This is a genomic window from Pseudomonas oryzihabitans NBRC 102199 (assembly GCF_000730625.1).
In the GTDB taxonomy this organism is placed as follows: domain Bacteria; phylum Pseudomonadota; class Gammaproteobacteria; order Pseudomonadales; family Pseudomonadaceae; genus Chryseomonas; species Chryseomonas oryzihabitans.
In genome coordinates this window covers 225,117-241,488 of sequence record NZ_BBIT01000001.1, presented here as the reverse complement: position 1 = coordinate 241,488, position 16,372 = coordinate 225,117, and the positions used below count along the sequence as shown (strand labels likewise).

The 16,372-nt window shown below is 59.5% G+C and carries 17 protein-coding genes; 10 read left to right on the top strand and 7 right to left on the bottom strand.

Features of this window, described 5'->3' with window-relative positions; translation table 11 throughout:
* Positions 1-59: 59 nt before the first annotated feature.
* Complete coding sequence (gene glaH, locus POR01S_RS01135; RefSeq protein WP_042133125.1) at positions 60-1,037, bottom strand: glutarate dioxygenase GlaH; 978 nt, start codon at positions 1,035-1,037, stop codon at positions 60-62.
* A 194-nt stretch (positions 1,038-1,231) separates the two neighbouring features.
* On the opposite strand from glaH, the gene csiR reads away from it, so the two are divergent.
* From csiR to POR01S_RS01105, 6 genes are all read left to right on the top strand, one after another.
* On the top strand, positions 1,232-1,927 hold the full coding sequence (csiR, locus tag POR01S_RS01130; protein ID WP_042133122.1) for a DNA-binding transcriptional regulator CsiR: 696 nt from the start codon (positions 1,232-1,234) through the stop codon (positions 1,925-1,927).
* Positions 1,928-2,270: 343 nt separating this feature from the next.
* Entirely contained in the window at positions 2,271-2,903 is a 633-nt protein-coding gene (locus tag POR01S_RS01125) for a DUF3275 family protein (RefSeq protein ID WP_042133121.1), read from the top strand.
* Between the two features lie 77 nt (positions 2,904-2,980).
* Positions 2,981-3,226: a hypothetical protein gene (locus tag POR01S_RS01120; RefSeq protein ID WP_042133119.1), complete on the top strand. Its 246-nt coding sequence runs from the start codon at positions 2,981-2,983 to the stop codon at positions 3,224-3,226.
* A 61-nt stretch (positions 3,227-3,287) separates the two neighbouring features.
* The gene (locus tag POR01S_RS01115; protein ID WP_042133117.1) at positions 3,288-3,866 is read left to right on the top strand and encodes a hypothetical protein; all 579 of its coding nucleotides are present in this window, start codon (positions 3,288-3,290) and stop codon (positions 3,864-3,866) included.
* 54 nt (positions 3,867-3,920) lie between these two features.
* Positions 3,921-5,369, top strand: coding sequence for a DUF6094 domain-containing protein (locus tag POR01S_RS01110; protein ID WP_042133115.1), 1,449 nt, complete (start codon positions 3,921-3,923; stop codon positions 5,367-5,369).
* A 104-nt stretch (positions 5,370-5,473) separates the two neighbouring features.
* Positions 5,474-7,717: an SNF2-related protein gene (locus POR01S_RS01105; protein ID WP_042133114.1), complete on the top strand. Its 2,244-nt coding sequence runs from the start codon at positions 5,474-5,476 to the stop codon at positions 7,715-7,717.
* 11 nt (positions 7,718-7,728) lie between these two features.
* Here the strand turns inward: POR01S_RS01105 and POR01S_RS23620 are convergent, their stop codons facing one another.
* Positions 7,729-8,592, bottom strand: coding sequence for a hypothetical protein (locus POR01S_RS23620; protein ID WP_147302587.1), 864 nt, complete (start codon positions 8,590-8,592; stop codon positions 7,729-7,731).
* An 8-nt stretch (positions 8,593-8,600) separates the two neighbouring features.
* Positions 8,601-8,801, bottom strand: coding sequence for a hypothetical protein (locus POR01S_RS23615; protein WP_147302586.1), 201 nt, complete (start codon positions 8,799-8,801; stop codon positions 8,601-8,603).
* A gap of 262 nt (positions 8,802-9,063) precedes the next feature.
* On the opposite strand from POR01S_RS23615, the gene POR01S_RS01100 reads away from it, so the two are divergent.
* Positions 9,064-9,693 (top strand): recombinase family protein, encoded by a 630-nt coding sequence (locus POR01S_RS01100; protein ID WP_042133112.1) that lies wholly within the window; start codon positions 9,064-9,066, stop codon positions 9,691-9,693.
* Between the two features lie 14 nt (positions 9,694-9,707).
* Positions 9,708-10,079: a GFA family protein gene (locus POR01S_RS24165; RefSeq protein ID WP_081875146.1), complete on the top strand. Its 372-nt coding sequence runs from the start codon at positions 9,708-9,710 to the stop codon at positions 10,077-10,079.
* Positions 10,080-10,107: 28 nt separating this feature from the next.
* On the opposite strand, the gene POR01S_RS23240 is transcribed toward POR01S_RS24165, so the two are convergent.
* Positions 10,108-10,470: an avidin-fold protein gene (locus POR01S_RS23240; RefSeq protein ID WP_081875145.1), complete on the bottom strand. Its 363-nt coding sequence runs from the start codon at positions 10,468-10,470 to the stop codon at positions 10,108-10,110.
* 162 nt (positions 10,471-10,632) lie between these two features.
* Here POR01S_RS23240 and POR01S_RS01095 point away from each other — a divergent pair, with 162 nt between their 5' ends.
* On the top strand, positions 10,633-12,039 hold the full coding sequence (locus POR01S_RS01095) for an ISNCY family transposase (RefSeq protein ID WP_042133110.1): 1,407 nt from the start codon (positions 10,633-10,635) through the stop codon (positions 12,037-12,039).
* A gap of 267 nt (positions 12,040-12,306) precedes the next feature.
* Here the strand turns inward: POR01S_RS01095 and POR01S_RS23235 are convergent, their stop codons facing one another.
* The 3 genes from POR01S_RS23235 to POR01S_RS01085 form a co-directional block, all read right to left on the bottom strand.
* Positions 12,307-13,248: a 2-hydroxyacid dehydrogenase gene (locus tag POR01S_RS23235; protein ID WP_081875144.1), complete on the bottom strand. Its 942-nt coding sequence runs from the start codon at positions 13,246-13,248 to the stop codon at positions 12,307-12,309.
* 320 nt (positions 13,249-13,568) lie between these two features.
* Positions 13,569-14,837 carry a Y-family DNA polymerase gene (locus POR01S_RS01090; RefSeq protein ID WP_042133108.1) on the bottom strand — a complete coding sequence of 423 codons (1,269 nt, stop codon included), beginning with the start codon at positions 14,835-14,837 and terminating at the stop codon, positions 13,569-13,571.
* Positions 14,830-15,264, bottom strand: a complete 435-nt coding sequence (locus tag POR01S_RS01085) for a LexA family protein (RefSeq protein WP_042133106.1) — start codon at positions 15,262-15,264, stop codon at positions 14,830-14,832. Before POR01S_RS01085 ends, POR01S_RS01090 begins: the two co-directional genes overlap by 8 nt.
* Before the next feature lie 107 nt (positions 15,265-15,371).
* On the opposite strand from POR01S_RS01085, the gene POR01S_RS23230 reads away from it, so the two are divergent.
* Positions 15,372-15,584, top strand: a complete 213-nt coding sequence (locus POR01S_RS23230; protein WP_081875143.1) for a DUF7740 domain-containing protein — start codon at positions 15,372-15,374, stop codon at positions 15,582-15,584.
* Positions 15,585-16,372: the final 788 nt, after the last annotated feature.

Sequence of the window (16,372 nt, the reverse complement as noted above, 5' to 3'; positions counted from 1 at the left end):
GCGCACCTGATTGCCTTGAATTGAGTACCGCGGGAAACGGCTGCTTCCCGCAGCGTCCCTTACTGACCGCGCTGATAGGCGACTTTCGGATAGGAGACATAGCCGCGCTGACGCATCAGCTCACGGCGGAGGCCCTCGTGCGGGGTAAAGCGATCCCGACCGTGCAGCCAGAAGAGATTGTTGATCAGCAGCAGGCTGCCGACCGGTACCGGTATGGACAGCTTGCGCTCGCTACCTTCTAGAGATTCCGACAGCGCATTCAGCCAGATGCCTTCCTCGAAATTGGCCGGTTGGACGAACTGATCGATGTAGCGCAGGGTAGGCCGACCTTCTGCATCGGTGTCGAAAACCGAGTGAAAGACGTCTTCGGTCACCTTCTTGCTCGGCGGGGCGGTCCAGCGCATGACGCGACGCGCCATGGGATGCTGGAAGAATTCCTCGCACTGCTCCCAATCATCGAGGTGTAGCAGCAGCGAGTTGCCACCCTCCATGTTGCGCTCATCGATTTTCATCATCAGCACATAGTCGGTGATCTGATCGACGAAGGTGCCGTCGTTGTGCAGCTCCATCACCCGGTGCGGTTGCCGCAGGTAGCTGTCGGAATTGTCCGTGTTTACCACGGCGAAGCGGGCATAGAACTGGCCGCTCATGGCGTCGTAGTTGGAGCGGCCTACCAGATGAGCGCAGGCGGTCGCGAACTTGACCATGTCATCTGCTTGGGCGACGTCATCCAGGCCCAGTGGCTTGATCAACATGCCGCCGCTGTACCGACTGAGCAGCGTATTAAGTAGCACTGGACGCAGGGTGCTGGCGCAGAGGTCATCCAGGATCTCGCCTACGCGGAAGCGTAGTAAGGACTTGTATTCCAGCGCCTGTACCGGCCACTGCGCGACAGCCTCTACGAAGGCAGTCACGGTTTCCTTAGCGAAGGTCAACTCCAGCAGCCGGGGCGACTGTGCCGAGGCGGCGAGGGTGTAGCCGCGGGTTTCCAGTGGCATCGGCATCACAAGGTCTTCGATCGGAGTGAAGGCGTTCATGGTCTTGTCCTTATGCAAAGAGAAGGGGGATGCCGTTGGGTTAGGGACCATTTCCCATCAGCAGGATCAAAATTATCGCCAAAATGAAAAAATGTCTACATTTTTTATTTTTGTATAAATTGTATCTCCGCCGAGCATTAAGGGTTGCGTGAGGCTTTGCTATCATCCGTCGATAGATCCTCAGGAGCAGACATTTGGAAGCGCTCAACCCTCGACAGAACTCTTCCCTCAATGGCTACGCTTGGCTGAAGCAAGACATCATTCGAGGCCTCTTCAAGCCGGGTGAAAAGCTGCTGATGAGTACGCTCAAGGAGCGCTACGAGCTCGGCGTCGGACCGTTACGGGAAGCCTTGTCACAGCTGGTTGCCGAGCGCCTGGTGGTGGCAATTAGCCAGAAGGGCTATCGCGTCGCCTCCATGTCGGTAGCTGAGCTGAACGACATCTACGACGCCCGAGCTCACCTGGAGGCGATGATCGTTACCCTGGCTATCGCCCGTGGTGACGACGCCTGGGAAGCGGCCGTGCTGTCCAGTGCCCATACACTTGCCAAAGTGGTCGATGTGAAAACGCCCGAGCAGCGACTCAACCTGTGGGACGAGCGGCACAAGGCTTTCCATACGGCGATTGCCACAGGCTGCGGGTCCAAACAGTTGCTACAAGCACGTAGCTATCTGTTCGACCAAGCCGAGCGTTATCGCCATCTCTGGCTGACGCAGACGGTTTTTTCTGATGAGGCATTGGCTTTGAAGCGCCAGGAACACAGCGCGCTGGTCGAGGTTATCCTCGCCCGCGACGCCATACGGGCGAGCGAGATGATGCGCCAGCACCTCATGACTCCGGTACCCATAATTGGTGAGCTATTAAAGGCACAAGGTTCAAGTATGCTTTAGGGCTCGAAGGACAGGTGGCCGCTAGTCTTTGTGCTGATCCTAAAAGCTCTACAGTACCAACTGCCCGTCAAACGTTTTCGGGGTGCCTTTCTTTACCCCAGGACATTGACGAAGCCGGGCGTCGCTTTCAGAATCATCTAAAGGTGCGCTGACTTTGTTAGCCATGCCCAGGTGGTCAGGATCTCAAGACCACGGCGCCCTGCGCTGATCCAACCCCAAGCTTGCCGAGCATCCGGTAGCGCAAGCGGTCGGCTCAGCCGATGGATGCACCTCTCACCGTTTTCTCCCACAGGGTACCCATCCCCTGCTGGGCATGGCGTGCCCCCTATTCACGAGGACCGCCATGATCAAGATCCCCGGCCACCTGGCCATCCGCACCATCCAGGGACGCAACGGCGCCTTCAACGTCGGCCGCCTCTCTACCTCTATCGGCGAATTCGTCATCAAGGACGCTGTGCTCGATCAACACGTGGAAGGCAAGTACCGCGGCGAGTTCGTCATCACCGAGATCCGTGCCTCGTCCTACAGCACCGGCGGCCGCCTGGTCATCGAGATTCGCGCGCGCCTGGACGGCATGGTGCTCAAGGACCTCGACGCCCTGACGGCCTACGACAATGCGCAGATCGATGCGCAGTCGCCGGATCCGCTCGATGAAGAGCAACCTGTTGCGGCACCCCCGCCAAAGGCCCGACCACAACCCTCTCGTCCTGCCAGGCCTGCCAGCCCTCCGGTAGCGCCTGCAGACGACAACGCACCCTTCGGGATGCCGGCATCACCAGCCTCTACTCAGCTGACACCTGAGCCGGATGTCGATGAAGCTGACCAGGAGCTCTTCGGTACAGTCTGGCCACTTGGCGAGACCGTGCGGCTGGACTCCACGGTCGACCGGCAACGCCTGCGTCAGCAATGCCACCGGCTGGGCGAGCTGGGCTACAACATGGACTTCAAATCGCAAGCCTGGAACCGCGCGGCCTGACCTCACCCTTCACAACCACACCCGGCTGGGACCTCTCCCAGCGGGAAGGCCTGGCCATCACCACAAGGACCTTCCCTATGCATGAACCTGTACGCCTGGTCGTGGATATCTGCGGCGGAGCCATACAAGGTACCTACGCGGGTCTCCCGGTAGAGATCATTTTCGTCAGCAGTGACTCGGACGACATCGAGTGCGCCGATCACGTCGTCACTGATGAAGAGGGCAAAGACACTGCCGTATGGCTTCATTTCGCCGACGGCGATCAATCCGTTGTCGATCACTTCTTCACGCAGATGGCCGCTTTCCTACAGTCATCCAGCTGATCTATCACCCACTTCGGGGCAACCGCCCCGAAGGGCGCGTTGCCTCCCTCAGGAGCTGACGATGCCCCTCTACCCTATTGATGAGTGCCCCGATCTGCTGGTGGACGCCTGCGTCTGCGATGAAGAACGGCGGCTGATCTTTCTCTCGGCCTGGGGCCGTGACACCGCCGTCCAGGAATTCCTGGCCAGGCTCACCCTGGGACGCAGCGAAGGCGGCCTCGAGCAATTCCACCTGGTCCAGAGCGGTCGCAGCCTGCCGGTTTTTCCGGACGCTGAGCGGCTGAAGAAACGCACGACTCGCCAGCTGCGCGGCACCCTGTTTGGCAGCCTGCTTCACGTCTGGCTGTTCGACGAGCGCTGCGCGGTACCGGACCGCGCCAATCACCTGGCCTACGCCCTGGAGCGCGAAAACATGGACCCCCTGACCAGCCTCTGGCCGCTGGTGGTCGACACCTGCCCACTCCCTCTCCTGCCGCACTGGCAGGAGCCGGTCATGGAGCTGCTCCTGCAGGAGCAGATGCTCGAGCGCCTACCCGGCGCCCTGGGCGACCTGGCCGGCTGGCGACTTAGGCTGAAGCTCGACGAGCTGCAGTACCACCTTGGCCAGCGCATCCGCGTGGGCCAGCTCACCACCTCCTGATCCGGCCGTTCGCGGCCCCTCCCCCCTCACTTTCCCAACACTGGAGCTCCGACCATGGCCCTGATGTTTCCGCGCCTGGCGCGCAACTTCGCCAAGAACGGCTATTACCCCACCGATGAGGTCACCCTCGAACGTACCCTGCAGGCCCTGGGCCCTGCCGCCAATGGCACCATGCGGATCCTCGATCCGTGCGCCGGCGAAGGGGTGGCCCTGGCGGAAGCCGCTCATACCCTCGGGCGTGAGCGCGTTCAGGCCTGCGCGGTGGAGTACGATCGAGAGCGCGCCGAGCACGCCCGCGGCCTGCTCGACCGCGTCCTGCAGGGCGACCTGATGGACACCATCATCTCGCGGCAAGCCTTCGGGCTGCTCTGGCTCAACCCACCCTATGGCGACCTGGTCGCCGACCACAGCGGTGCCGCCCAGTATCAGGGCAGCGGCCGCCGGCGCCTGGAGAAGCTGTTCTATCAGCGCTCGCTACCACTGCTGCAGTACGGGGGCACCCTGGTGCTGATCGTGCCGCACTACGTTCTGGACGATGAGCTGTGTGGCTGGCTCTGCAACCACTTCACCAGCCTGCAGATCCATGCGGCCGCGGATCCAACCTTCAAGCAGGTAGTGATCTTCGGTATCCGGATTCGCCGGCAGGACCTGGCGAGACCCGCTGACGTCAAGGCAACCCGAGAGTGCTTCCGTGCGATCGGTAGCGGCGAGACCGTGGCCGAACCGCTGCCGGAGGTATGGCTCGGGGAACCCTATGGTGTACCGGCCGCCGTCACGGAACTGGAGCACTTCTACCGCGTCACCCTGGAGCCCGAGCAGCTCGCCCTGGAAACAGGTCGACTGGGCGGACTCTGGAGCGACTTCACCCTACACTTTGGCCAGGCTGGCCAAGTACCACGACCACCGGTCAAGGCGCTGTCGCAATGGCACCTGGCCCTGGCCCTCGCGGCCGGAGCGATCTCGGGCGTGGTCACCTCTCCCAATGGGCGCGTCTTGGTACTCAAGGGCGACACCTACAAGGAAAAGGTCAGCCGCACTGAGTTCACTGAGGACAAGGACGGCAACGTCCTGGAGTCGCGGATCCTGACCGACCGTTTCGTGCCCGTGATCCGGGCCTGGGACATGACACCAGGATCTCAGACGCTGGGACAGGTTCTGACCATTACGTCGGCGCCGGCGACCGAGCCACCCGCACCGGCAGCACCTGAACCGCTCCGGCTACCGGCTGGACGCTTCGACCCTGGTCGGATCGTCATGACGGCAGCGGTAAGCGACCTGGTGGAGCGCGGTGAGCTCAACCCCGCCACCTACCTGCGGCGTCATCTGCAGGCGGACTGGGGCGAGCTTGACCAAGAGGACAAACACAGTAACGACCAGGCCCTGCGCCTGGGCAATCGGCTGTTCTCAAGCTACGACACCCCGATGTCCGACGAGCCCCGGCTCTGGATCATCACCGAAGCTGACCGCAGCGTTACCACACTGCTGTTGCCCTCCGACTACTAAACAACACCGCCCGCTGGCGGAACCGTTCCATCACCTCAACCCCTTGGGTACGCCGATACCCGTCCGGGGTCGGTCGTGCCCGTTTCTCATCCCAGGAGATCCACATGACCGACCTCAACGCTGGCCAACCGGCCCTGCTCACCACCGTCAGCCTGACCGACTTCATCGCCGAGTTCGGCGAGGGTCTGCTCGACTCCCTCAACCGCTCCAACCCACCCGTCTATGCCGGCGCCGCTCACCCCGGACGCCAGGGCGTGATGGCAGGTCTCAAACGCACACCCTTCCCGGCGCAAGCCGATGTCGTCCAGGCGATTGCCGCGCTGCTGCTCGACCGCGGCGAACAGGCCGGCATCATCAACGCCGAGATGGGGACCGGAAAGACCATGATGGCCATCGCCGTGGCAGCTGTACTTCACGCCGAGGGCTATCGCCGCACCCTGGTCGTCTCGCCGCCCCACCTGGTCTACAAGTGGCGGCGGGAGATCCTCGAAACCGTCCCGGGCGCGCGCGTGTGGGTGCTCAACGGGCCGGACACCCTGGTGAAACTGCTCAAGCTCCGCCAGGCCTTGGGCGAGCCCTACGATGGTCGTCAGGAGTTCTTCATCCTGGGCCGCGTACGGATGCGGATGGGCTTCCACTGGCGTCTGGCGTGCAGTGTACGTCGCGCCGCCGGGGGACGGCGACTGGCATGCTGCACGGACTGTGGCCGCGTGCTCGAGGACGAGGAAGGCAACTACCTGACTGTGGAAGACTTCCTGCACGAGGAACGGCGTCGGCAGTGCCCGAAGTGCAAGGCGCCCCTCTGGACGTTGATGCGGCCAGGTAAAGCTGCCAACGGTGATCGGCGCAGCGTGATCCTCAAGTCGATGTGCCGCATACCGACCATTGGCCCCATCCGGGCCGAGAAGCTGGTCGCGGACTTCGGCGAAGAGTTTCTCGCCACGATGCTGGCTGACAACGTCCACGAGTTCATCAATCTGATGGACGCGCGGGGAAACTTCGTCTTCAGTGACCGCCAGGCAAAGCGCATGGAGCGGGCGATGGCCAACCTGGAGTTCGGCTTCGGCGAAGGCGGTTATCAGCCGACCGAGTTCATCAAGCGCTACCTCCCGGACGGTTACTTCGATCTGCTGGTGGTTGACGAGGGACACGAGTACAAGAACAGCGGTTCGGCCCAGGGCCAGGCCATGGGAGTGCTGGCAGCGAAAGCGCGCAAGACGCTGCTGCTGACGGGCACGCTCATGGGCGGCTATGCCGATGACCTATTCTACCTCCTGTTCCGTATCCTCTCCCGGCGCATGATCGAGGACGGCTACCGACCGAACACGCGTGGCAGTATGGCCCCTGCGGCCATGTCGTTCATGCGCGACCACGGCGTGCTCAAGGACATCTACACCGAGCGCGACAGCCAGTCGCACAAGACGGCCCGGGGCAAGAAGCTCTCGGTACGGACGGTGAAGGCCCCAGGCTTCGGCCCCAAAGGCATCCACCGCTTCGTGCTGCCCTTTACCGTGTTTCTCAAGCTCAAGGACATCGGCGGCAATGTGCTGCCGGCGTACCAGGAGGAGTTCGTCGACATCCCGATGGAGGCGCACCAGGACGCGGCCTATCGGCAGCTGGCTGGCAAACTGACCGCGGAGCTTCGCCAGGCCTTGGCACGGCGAGACACAACCCTTCTCGGGGTGGTGCTCAACGTGCTGCTGGCCTGGCCAGACTGCTGTTTCCGGCCGGAGGTGGTGAAACACCCTCGGACCCGGGACACCTTGGCCAGGGTCGACGCGATCTTCGACGAAGACGAGGCCAGCCCCAAGGAGGAGGCGCTGATCGAGCTATGCCGCCAGCAGAAGGCGCTGGGCCGCAAGGTGCTGGCCTACACCGTCTACAGCGGCACCCGGGACACGACCAGTAGGCTCAAGCGCTTGCTCGAGCAGGCCGGTCTGAAGGTGGCGGTACTGCGTGCTTCGGTGGACACGGCCCGGCGCGAGGATTGGATCCTCGACCAGGTCGACCGCGGCGTCGACGTGCTGGTCACCAACCCGGAGCTGGTGAAAACCGGTCTGGACCTCCTGGACTTCCCGACCATCGTCTTCCTGCAGACGGGCTACAACGTCTACACCCTGCAGCAGGCAGCGCGCCGGTCGTGGCGGATCGGTCAGAAGCAAGCGGTACGAGTGCTGTTCTTCGGCTATGCCGGCAGCTCGCAGATCACCTGCCTGCAGCTGATGGCCAAGAAGATCGCTGTGGCTCAGAGCACGTCCGGAGACGTTCCGGAGTCAGGGCTCGATGCGTTGAACCAGGATGGTGATTCGGTCGAGATGGCGCTGGCGAGACAATTAGTCTGCAATTAAACCTCAGCCCCTCAATTGAGGGGCTGATACTTTACAGTAATACCAAATCGCTCATGATGTTTAGCTAGTCTAGCTCTTCTTTCAGATACTTCTCGATAGAGCCTAGGAAGTTCCAGCCGAAAATACTCTTCAGGCGCCGAAGCCCCATCTTCAGACCTTGGAAAAGCCTGTAAAACATCGACACCATATTCGCAGTAAGCCCTTTTTCCTAGCCTAGAAACAGCAAGTCGATAGAGCCGCTTTAGCTGAGACCTTACTCCCGGATAACCCTCCTGCTCTAATACATCCAACAGGTAGTATCTTGAAGCGCGGATTGCCAAATTCGTGCGAATACGCTCTCTTTCGGGATCCTGACACCAAGGCGCATACAAATTGTAAAGCCTTGATTTCAAACAAGAAATTGGATCTATGACCGCAATCGTTACATTGTCTATTGTAACTGATTCGAGATGACTGTAGATCTCCTCGGTTGATACCCCAGCTATACTTTCCAGAATATCAACAACAAGCTTTGTGTCATTATCCCATGCTATTTCAGCAACAGCTAAATTTGGGGTGACTTCATAGTCAGTAGCCTTTCTAAACGCGATATCTAGAACTTCACCGCAATAGTCCGCCGCCGTATGATTTCGACCTATGAAGTCAAGATCATCACTTGTAGAGAACTGAATTTCCTTACCGGTCATTTCGTCAAGTAGATACTCGCGAGCCCATAGCGAAAGAGCCTGCCCACCGACAACAATAAGACCGTACTGATCAATCGCAATGCGACCAGGAGCGCGATAGACATCCTTCAGTTTTTCTTTGAAAAACGAAAAGAGCTCAGCTCTATCAAGGCTTGCCGGATCGAAATCCGTAGGATGCGCTTTGACCACCAAGGGGCTCAGAGCGCGAAAGCAGGAGGAGCAATCCGCTGACGTCTTTCGTTATGGGACTTTCCCATAGCTTTTCTGATGTTGCTTGCAGCGCGCTCCAAATCCTCGGGCTGAGCCATGCGTACAGCCATAACCTGACTGATTCGGCGCTCGCTTTTACCACTCATGATTTCTGCATAGTCAGAAACCAAAGCGATGTGATGCGACATGGCACAGGACTCGTAGGGGGGATGGACTATTCCAAAGCTATCCGATGACTCAGATTTGATCAATCCTCCAGTAGGCCGTAGGCGACTAGCGGACATCGTACTGGTACGGAGGCCGCTCCCCCCCTAGGCGTCACATTCTTTTGGGTATACCTCAAGCGCTACGCCTATCAGGGCGCTCGATGACGTGGCGAAAAGTCGTCAGGCAGACCCAAACGACTACAGGTATATTTCGATACGCCAAACGACTACACCGGAGCCCGCCATGTTCGTTCGCGCCTACCTTCGTGCCTCGACCGATGATCAAGACGCTACCCGTGCGCGGGAGACGCTACGCACGTTTGCAGCCGAGTATGGGACGCGGATCGCGGCGACCTACGTCGAGAACGCCTCGGGCACGCTGCTGGACCGTCGCGAACTGCTGCGCCTGCTGGCCGATGCCGAGCCTGGGGACGTGCTGCTTGTGGAGGCTGTCGACCGGCTGTCCCGCCTTGACCGGGCGACCTGGGACCAGCTGCGCGACCGGATCGCCCGGGCCGGCCTGCAGGTGGTTTCGCTCGATCTACCACTGACCCATTCGCTGCTCCGCCCGGCGGCCGCGGGCGGCGATAGCGCTCAAGAGTGGATGACGCGTGCGATGTCTCAGATGTTCTTGGAATTCATGGCGGCGTTTGCCCGTAAGGACTACGAAACGCGACGCGCTCGGGCGGCGCAGGGCATCGCCAAGGCGAAGGCGGCGGGAGCCTACAAAGGTCGGCCGAGGGATGAGCAGCTGCATTCACGGATCCGCGAATGCCTGGACAGAGGGATGTCAGTGCGTGGGACGGCTAAGCTACTACAGTGCTCCACCAGTACCGTCAATCGGTGCCGGACCATCCTTTACGCCGCTCAGTGAAGACCGACATAACTATGAGTAAAGAACGCCTCGTTGGGAGCTGCCACTGCGGTTTAGTACAGTTAACGCTGCTTTCAAAGCCCAACCATGCCATCAGCTGCAATTGCTCAATCTGCCGCCGATTGGGAGCAATCTGGGCCATCTGTGATCACAGCGCTGTTTCGTTCAAAGGCCATCCAGAGCACACGCAAGCCTATGAGTGGGGACGGAAGACAATTCTGACCTACAGATGCAGGGTTTGCGGCTGTGTATCCCATTGGGAGTCTGCCCCAGACCAACCTCGGTCCGAATGCGGCGTTAACCTGAACAACTTTGAAGCCGGCCCTATGAGTGACGTGCTCATAAGGCGGTTTGATGGCGCAGACACCTGGCAGTATCTGGATTAAACATAATCCGCTACTAGAGCCCAAGCCCTTAGCTTTTCAACTCCGCGTAGCTAGATGTCTCGGAAGACCCATCGCCTTTGCTCAGCCAGCCCCATTCAAACGTCAGCGAGACGATACCCTTATGGTCGACGGCAACGACTCCCTCTGACCAGCCTGCCTTCAGCAGGCCATCTACCGTCACGCAGTGGTACACAAGGCTAATACGGTCTGGACCCACAATCTTACCCAATAAGGTTCCCTCAGCAATGGCTCCTCCTGCATAGGAGCCTCTTACAACATCTCCGGTCACCTCATAGGTAAATACCGTCTGCGGACCAGACAACCCGCCAGCGTTATCAACTGCCACGAACTGCCGTCCATGCAGAAGGGCAACCAATGGTTTCTGATCCATTCTGGGGTCCGCTCCTATAAAGCTCGATTCAACATAATCCGTTACTTATGCGTAGCAAGTGTTACGGCCAAATAGTAATGTCGCGATCCAGCCAGATAGAAATGTCCCGATCACGTATGGCAGCTAGCCTACCGGCTTTGCAGCCAATGCGGAGCGATCAGGATGTCAGCCTACGAGCGGATCACGATGAGCCTACGCGAAGTTGATCGCCTCAAGGTCATCCAGGCGGTGACCGAGGGTTTCCTCACGCCTACACGCGCCGCCCAGCGCCTGCAGCTGAGTACCCGGCAGGTTCACCGCCTGGTGCAGCGTTACCGGGATACCGGCGTTTCAGGCCTGACCTCACGCAAGCGCGGCCAGCCCAGCAATCATCAGCTGCGGCCTGGCCTCGAACAGCGCGCCGCCGCTCTGATCCGGCAGCACTACCAGGATTTCGGTCCCACGCTTGCGGCCGAAAAACTCGTTGAATGTCACGGCCTACGCCTGGCCAAGGAAACGGTCCGGCGCATCATGATGGATGTCGGTTTATGGACGCCGCGTCGGCAGCGACCGCCTAAGGTGTACCAGCCACGCAATCGCCGAGCCTGCCTGGGCGAGCTGATCCAGATCGATGGCAGCGACCATCGATGGTTCGAGGACCGGGCACCGGCATGCACCCTGCTGGTCTACATCGACGACGCCACCAGTCGCCTGATGCACCTAGCCTTCACCCGCAGCGAATCGACCTTCAGCTACTTCCAGGCTACCCGGGCCTACTTGGAGCACCACGGTAAGCCCTTGGCGCTCTATAGCGACAAGGCCAGTGTGTTTCGAGTCAACAGCAAGGACGCCCAGGGCGGCGCTGGCCACACGCAGTTCGCCAGGGCCATGTTCGAGCTGAATATCGATACCTTCTGCGCCAACTCCAGCCAGGCTAAGGGCCGCGTCGAGCGAGCCCATCTCACCTTGCAGGATCGCCTGGTCAAGGAATTGCGACTACGAAACATCAGCACCGTCGAAGCCGCCAATGCTTATCTGCCGCTCTTCATGGCCGATTACAATCGTCGCTTCGGCAAACCGGCCCGCTCGGACTTCGATGCCCATCGCCCGGTACGTGACGATGAAGATCTATCGTTGGTCCTCACCTGGCGCGAGCCCCGGCGAGTCTCGAAAAGACTAACCCTGCAATACGACAAACGCCTCTACCTGATTGATGACACCCCGCAGACGCGAGGCCTGGCTGGCCACTACGTGGACATCTATCACTATCCATGCGGGCGCATAGAAATCAGATCGGAAGGCGCTCCCCTGCCCTTTGGCGTTTTCGATCAGCTGCCCGAGGTTAATCAGGGCGCTATCGTCGATAACAAGCGGCTGGGGCACGTCCTACAGGTCGCGCAGCGGATGCAAGAGCAGCGCGATAGCCGTCGTTCCCAGGCGGTACCGGGCAATCCGAAGCCAACCAAAGCGCAACGCCAGGAGCCGCCGAAGAAGAAGGCCAAAGAGTTCATGCCGGAGGACATCCTAGCTGCCCTGCAGCAAAGCTCACTGCCGAAGCGGAGCCGCTATGCGTCAGTCGATCAGTGCTGAAGGACTCAGTGCTTTGGTGGCTGCTGGGGCCGCATGGGATGTGCGAGCCGTTCCAGGCCCCGACGGGCATGGATGGCAGCTGCAGGTACGCTACAGCAAAGAAAGCCGGCACTTCCCTCTCCGCTCACGACGGGAATTGGTGAGGGTATTTCGGACACTGGATGCTCTCAACCGGTACGCGCAGAACCTCGGGATTCGCAGGTTCAGTGTCGAGATCTAGTACTGGAATTTGCATCCTGCTAGAGCCAACATCCAGGCTGTATTCAATTAAAACACAGAGGACAGCACGGAACGGCCCCCAAAATGCGCGGACAGGTTGTCGAGAACAAGCTGCACTGTCGCCTGTACAGCTTCTGGGGAACGGCCAGCAATGTGAGGTGTGAGAATGACATTGTGCAGCTCCGCCAGACCACTCGGCACGTTTGGCTCTCCCTCGACCACGTCGAGTGCAGCCCCACTAATACGTCTTTGCGTCAGCACCTCTATCAGCGCTGCTGTATCTACTACACTGCCCCTCGCGATGTTGACGAGAAATCCGTTGGCACCAAGCGCATCCAAAACAGCCGAATCTATGAGGTGAGTTGTCGATACGCCTCCTGGCGTGGCAACAATCAGGAAATCCGACCACTCGGCGAGTGCTATCACTGAAGGGAAGTAGCGCCAGGGTGATCCATCGCGAGGTTTACGGTTGTGATAGGCAACCGACATCCCGAATCCCTTCGCGCCTCGCTGGGCGATTTGTTCACCAATATTGCCCAGCCCTAGGATGCCAAGTCTTTTCCCGGAGATAATGGGTCGGGGTTGACGCGAGATCGCCCAATCGCCACGTCGTGCGGCTGCGTCAGCCTGAACGATTCCACGGGTAATGGCCATGAGCAGTGCCATCGCGTGATCTGCGACGGAGGCGTCATTTGTGCCCGGACCATTGGTAACAACTATTCCTCTGGCTCTTGCGGCTGCCAGATCAATATTTTCGTAGCCCGCACCTAGTGCGCAGATAATCTCGAGCTTCGGAAGCGCTGCGATCTCGTCGGCACTCAAGCCTACCGAGCCATTTGTCAGCACAGCACGAATGCTATCGCCCAAGGCCTGTGTGAGTGCTGATCGCGCCGAGGCCTTGGGTGCGACATGGATTTCGAACCCCGCATTTTCGAGACAACTCAAGCTTTCATGCGTCAGTTCTATGACAATAAGGAGAGGGATCGACATGCGTGACATTCCAGCGGCTCCAGCTGGCCATACTTCAGCATAGGTGGAGGGTTTTAACCACTAATGTTGGCAACGTGACCGGGCTGACTGGCATCAGTGGTATCAGAACTGACAGTTCTACTTAGCCGCCAGAGCGACATCTCTACTTAGCCTTGACAGCAAGCCTGATGCTAAACGGAACGTGCGCGTGTGGTTTTGATGTGTTAATAAGGCAGTGTGCCATTTGGCAACGGTTCCAGACCCTAATCCGTACGAAATTTGAGACACCCAGTGCGTACCGCTTGCGGTCTACCCTAAATGCACACCGCAATCGCGCGTTCTTAGATCGTCCAGACCTGGTCGACCCTGGTAGTGAACCCCTGGCTGAGCAACTCGCGTCGCATGCTCCATCCTGGTGCTTCGCGGATCCGCGCTGCGCGCAAGGTGCCACGGCCGTACTTTCGGTTCACCGCATCCAGGGTGGCCATCAGCTGGTCAGCAATAGCAGGCTGCGCAGGCGTGAAGAGGTCACCGGTGATCTCGCCGCGCTGGCAGATTTCGGCCAACAGAATCTCGGCCTTGGAGTATGCGTACCCTTCCCGGAAGATCCGGGCCAGCCCGAACTGGGCGTACTGGATCAGCACTCGGGTGTCATCAGTGGGATAGGGCAGCTGTAGGGTCACGCTATTGGCATAGCGGGGTTGCTCGGGATTGAACATGCCGGTCTGAATGCCGACACGAAGGATCTGACACAGGGAGTTCTGAGCCCTGAGCTTTTCTGCCGCTCGCGAGGTGTAGCTGGCCACCGCCTCAGCCAGAGCAGAAAGCTGATACTGACGGGCGCCAAACATCCGGCTGCTGCAGATCATCTGCTTTGGCGGCTCGACCTCTTCGAGGTCGAGACACCGCGCCCCCCTGAGCTCCCGAGCAGTCTTCTCCAGGACCACGCTGAATTGCTTGCGCAATGACCATGCATCGTACTGAGCGAGGTCCCAAGCCGTCTGGATACCCATCGCTTCGAGCTTGACCTTCAGCCGGCGGCCGACCCCCCAGACCTCGTCGACAGGCAGCTTCCGCAGTACCTTATCTCGTAGCTCCGGGTCACGGAGATCGACCACCCCACCCGTACGATCGATCCAACGCTTGGCAGCATGGTTGGCGAGCTTGGCCAGCGTCTTGGTATTGGCGATACCAACGCCAACAGGTATCCGTGTCCACTGAAAGACCTTGTCCTTGATCGCCCTGCCTACGTCTTTTAGCGGCTCTGGTATGCCAGTTAAATCAGCGAAGCACTCGTCAATACTGTAAATCTCGTAGGCGGGCACTATGCTTCCAATAGTCCGCATCACGCGGTCACTGACGTCACCATAGAGCGCGTAGTTGGAACTGAATGCCCGAACGCCATTCTGACGCGCAAACTCCCGGAGCTGGAACCATGGCGCCCCCATCTTGATCCCGAGCTGCTTGGCCTCGGCGCTGCGCGCGATGACACAGCCATCGTTGTTGCTGAGGACCACCACCGGAACCCCGTTCAGGTCCGGCCTGAACACTCGCTCACAGCTGCAGTAGAAGCTGTTGCAATCAATGAGCGCATAGACCTGGTCAGGCATGACCGAGGCGCCTCAGGCAATCGGTAGCGATGCCCCAGACCTCGAATTCGTCTTCTTCCCGCACAGGGATCGGTTTGTAGTGGCGATTGGCCGAGTGCAGCTCGTACTGGCCGCTGGCATTTCTCTGCAACGTCTTGATCAACGGCTCGCGGTTGAGCGCCGCCACCACAACATCACCTGGCACCGCTTCACGTGCCCGCGTGATGATCAGCAAGTCATTCGGGAAGATGCCGAGGCCCATCATGCTGTCCCCGGTAGCGCGGACGATGTAGGTGTGTGGAGCCTTGATGTTCAGTAGGTCATCGAGCGAGATGACCGACTCGAGGTGGTCCTGCGCAGGCGATGGGAACCCGCAGGGGACACGGAAGAGGAAGACTGGTAGGGCCGTTTCAGACGGAGCCAGATTGGCAACAAATTCGATAGACATGGCAAAGCGAGCCTCCTTTCGTCAGACTGTGTATTTATACAGTTAGCAAAGGAATCGCTATGCTGTCCATCTGACGTCACTCGTCGCCGACGACTGGAGATTTATACATGCCCAAGCCTACTCAGCGTGATCTGACCTACTGCACGCTGGCTCTGCTGCTGACGGTACGAATTCACGGGACTGAAAGTGCCGTCCGCGACACGGCACGGCGCTGTGTAAAGCTGCTTCCTAAGCGGCAGCGCGACCTGATGCTGAACGTCGTTCAGGCTCAGTATCCCTTGGATCTGGTCCGCCATATCGCCCGAAACCTAGATGAATAACGTGGTCGTTCCCACTGCACAGGATTTTTCTGTCCAGATCGCTTACAACCCCGGATCAGCTAGGTCCTATCAAGCAGCTCCAGCAGCTCTTGCGCAGAGTTACACTGAGGTGAAAGCAGAACTTGGCGCACCTTCTCATATGCGCGAGCGGCTTGCTCATAGGGCAGGTGACTCTCGTCGTAGTGCCAGCCCGCTCCTGCCAGAGCTGCGCACTTCAACTGGCGTGCTGCACCCCATCCCTTCCAGCCTTCCCAGCTGGGCTGTGATCTGATGGCGCCTACGCCCCGTCCAAGCTTTTCTAAGAAGCCGGCATTGGCTTTCGCTTCAGCCTCAGCTAGCTCTGCGAGCGCACGTTCCACGTATATATAGCTCGGGATAGGCCCTTCAATTCGGTACATCTCAGTGGCCGTGATCGGCTCGATGTCACGAAGCTCGTCTTTAAATCGCATTGCTCTACATCCCGCATAAAGAAGTGAAGGCGTCTCGACAGCAACGGGGGACGAATCAGATTCCGTCGAAGCTAGCGATCCCTACCCGGAAGGGCTTCCATTCATTCTCAGGCGTACCAGGTAGGCAGATCGCCACGCTCACCTGCTGCCCAGCCTGTGGATCGGCTGGCTTTATCGCAACGTGACGATAAACGGTAAAGTCGGGCCTATACATCGTCGAGCTCTGGCTCCGATGGTATTCCCAGATGCCGTACCCATTTGAGGTGCTCACCTGACGCTCCAGATTGATCACGCCACCTTTTTCCAGCCGAATCACTAGCACCTTGGTAGTCCTCTCAG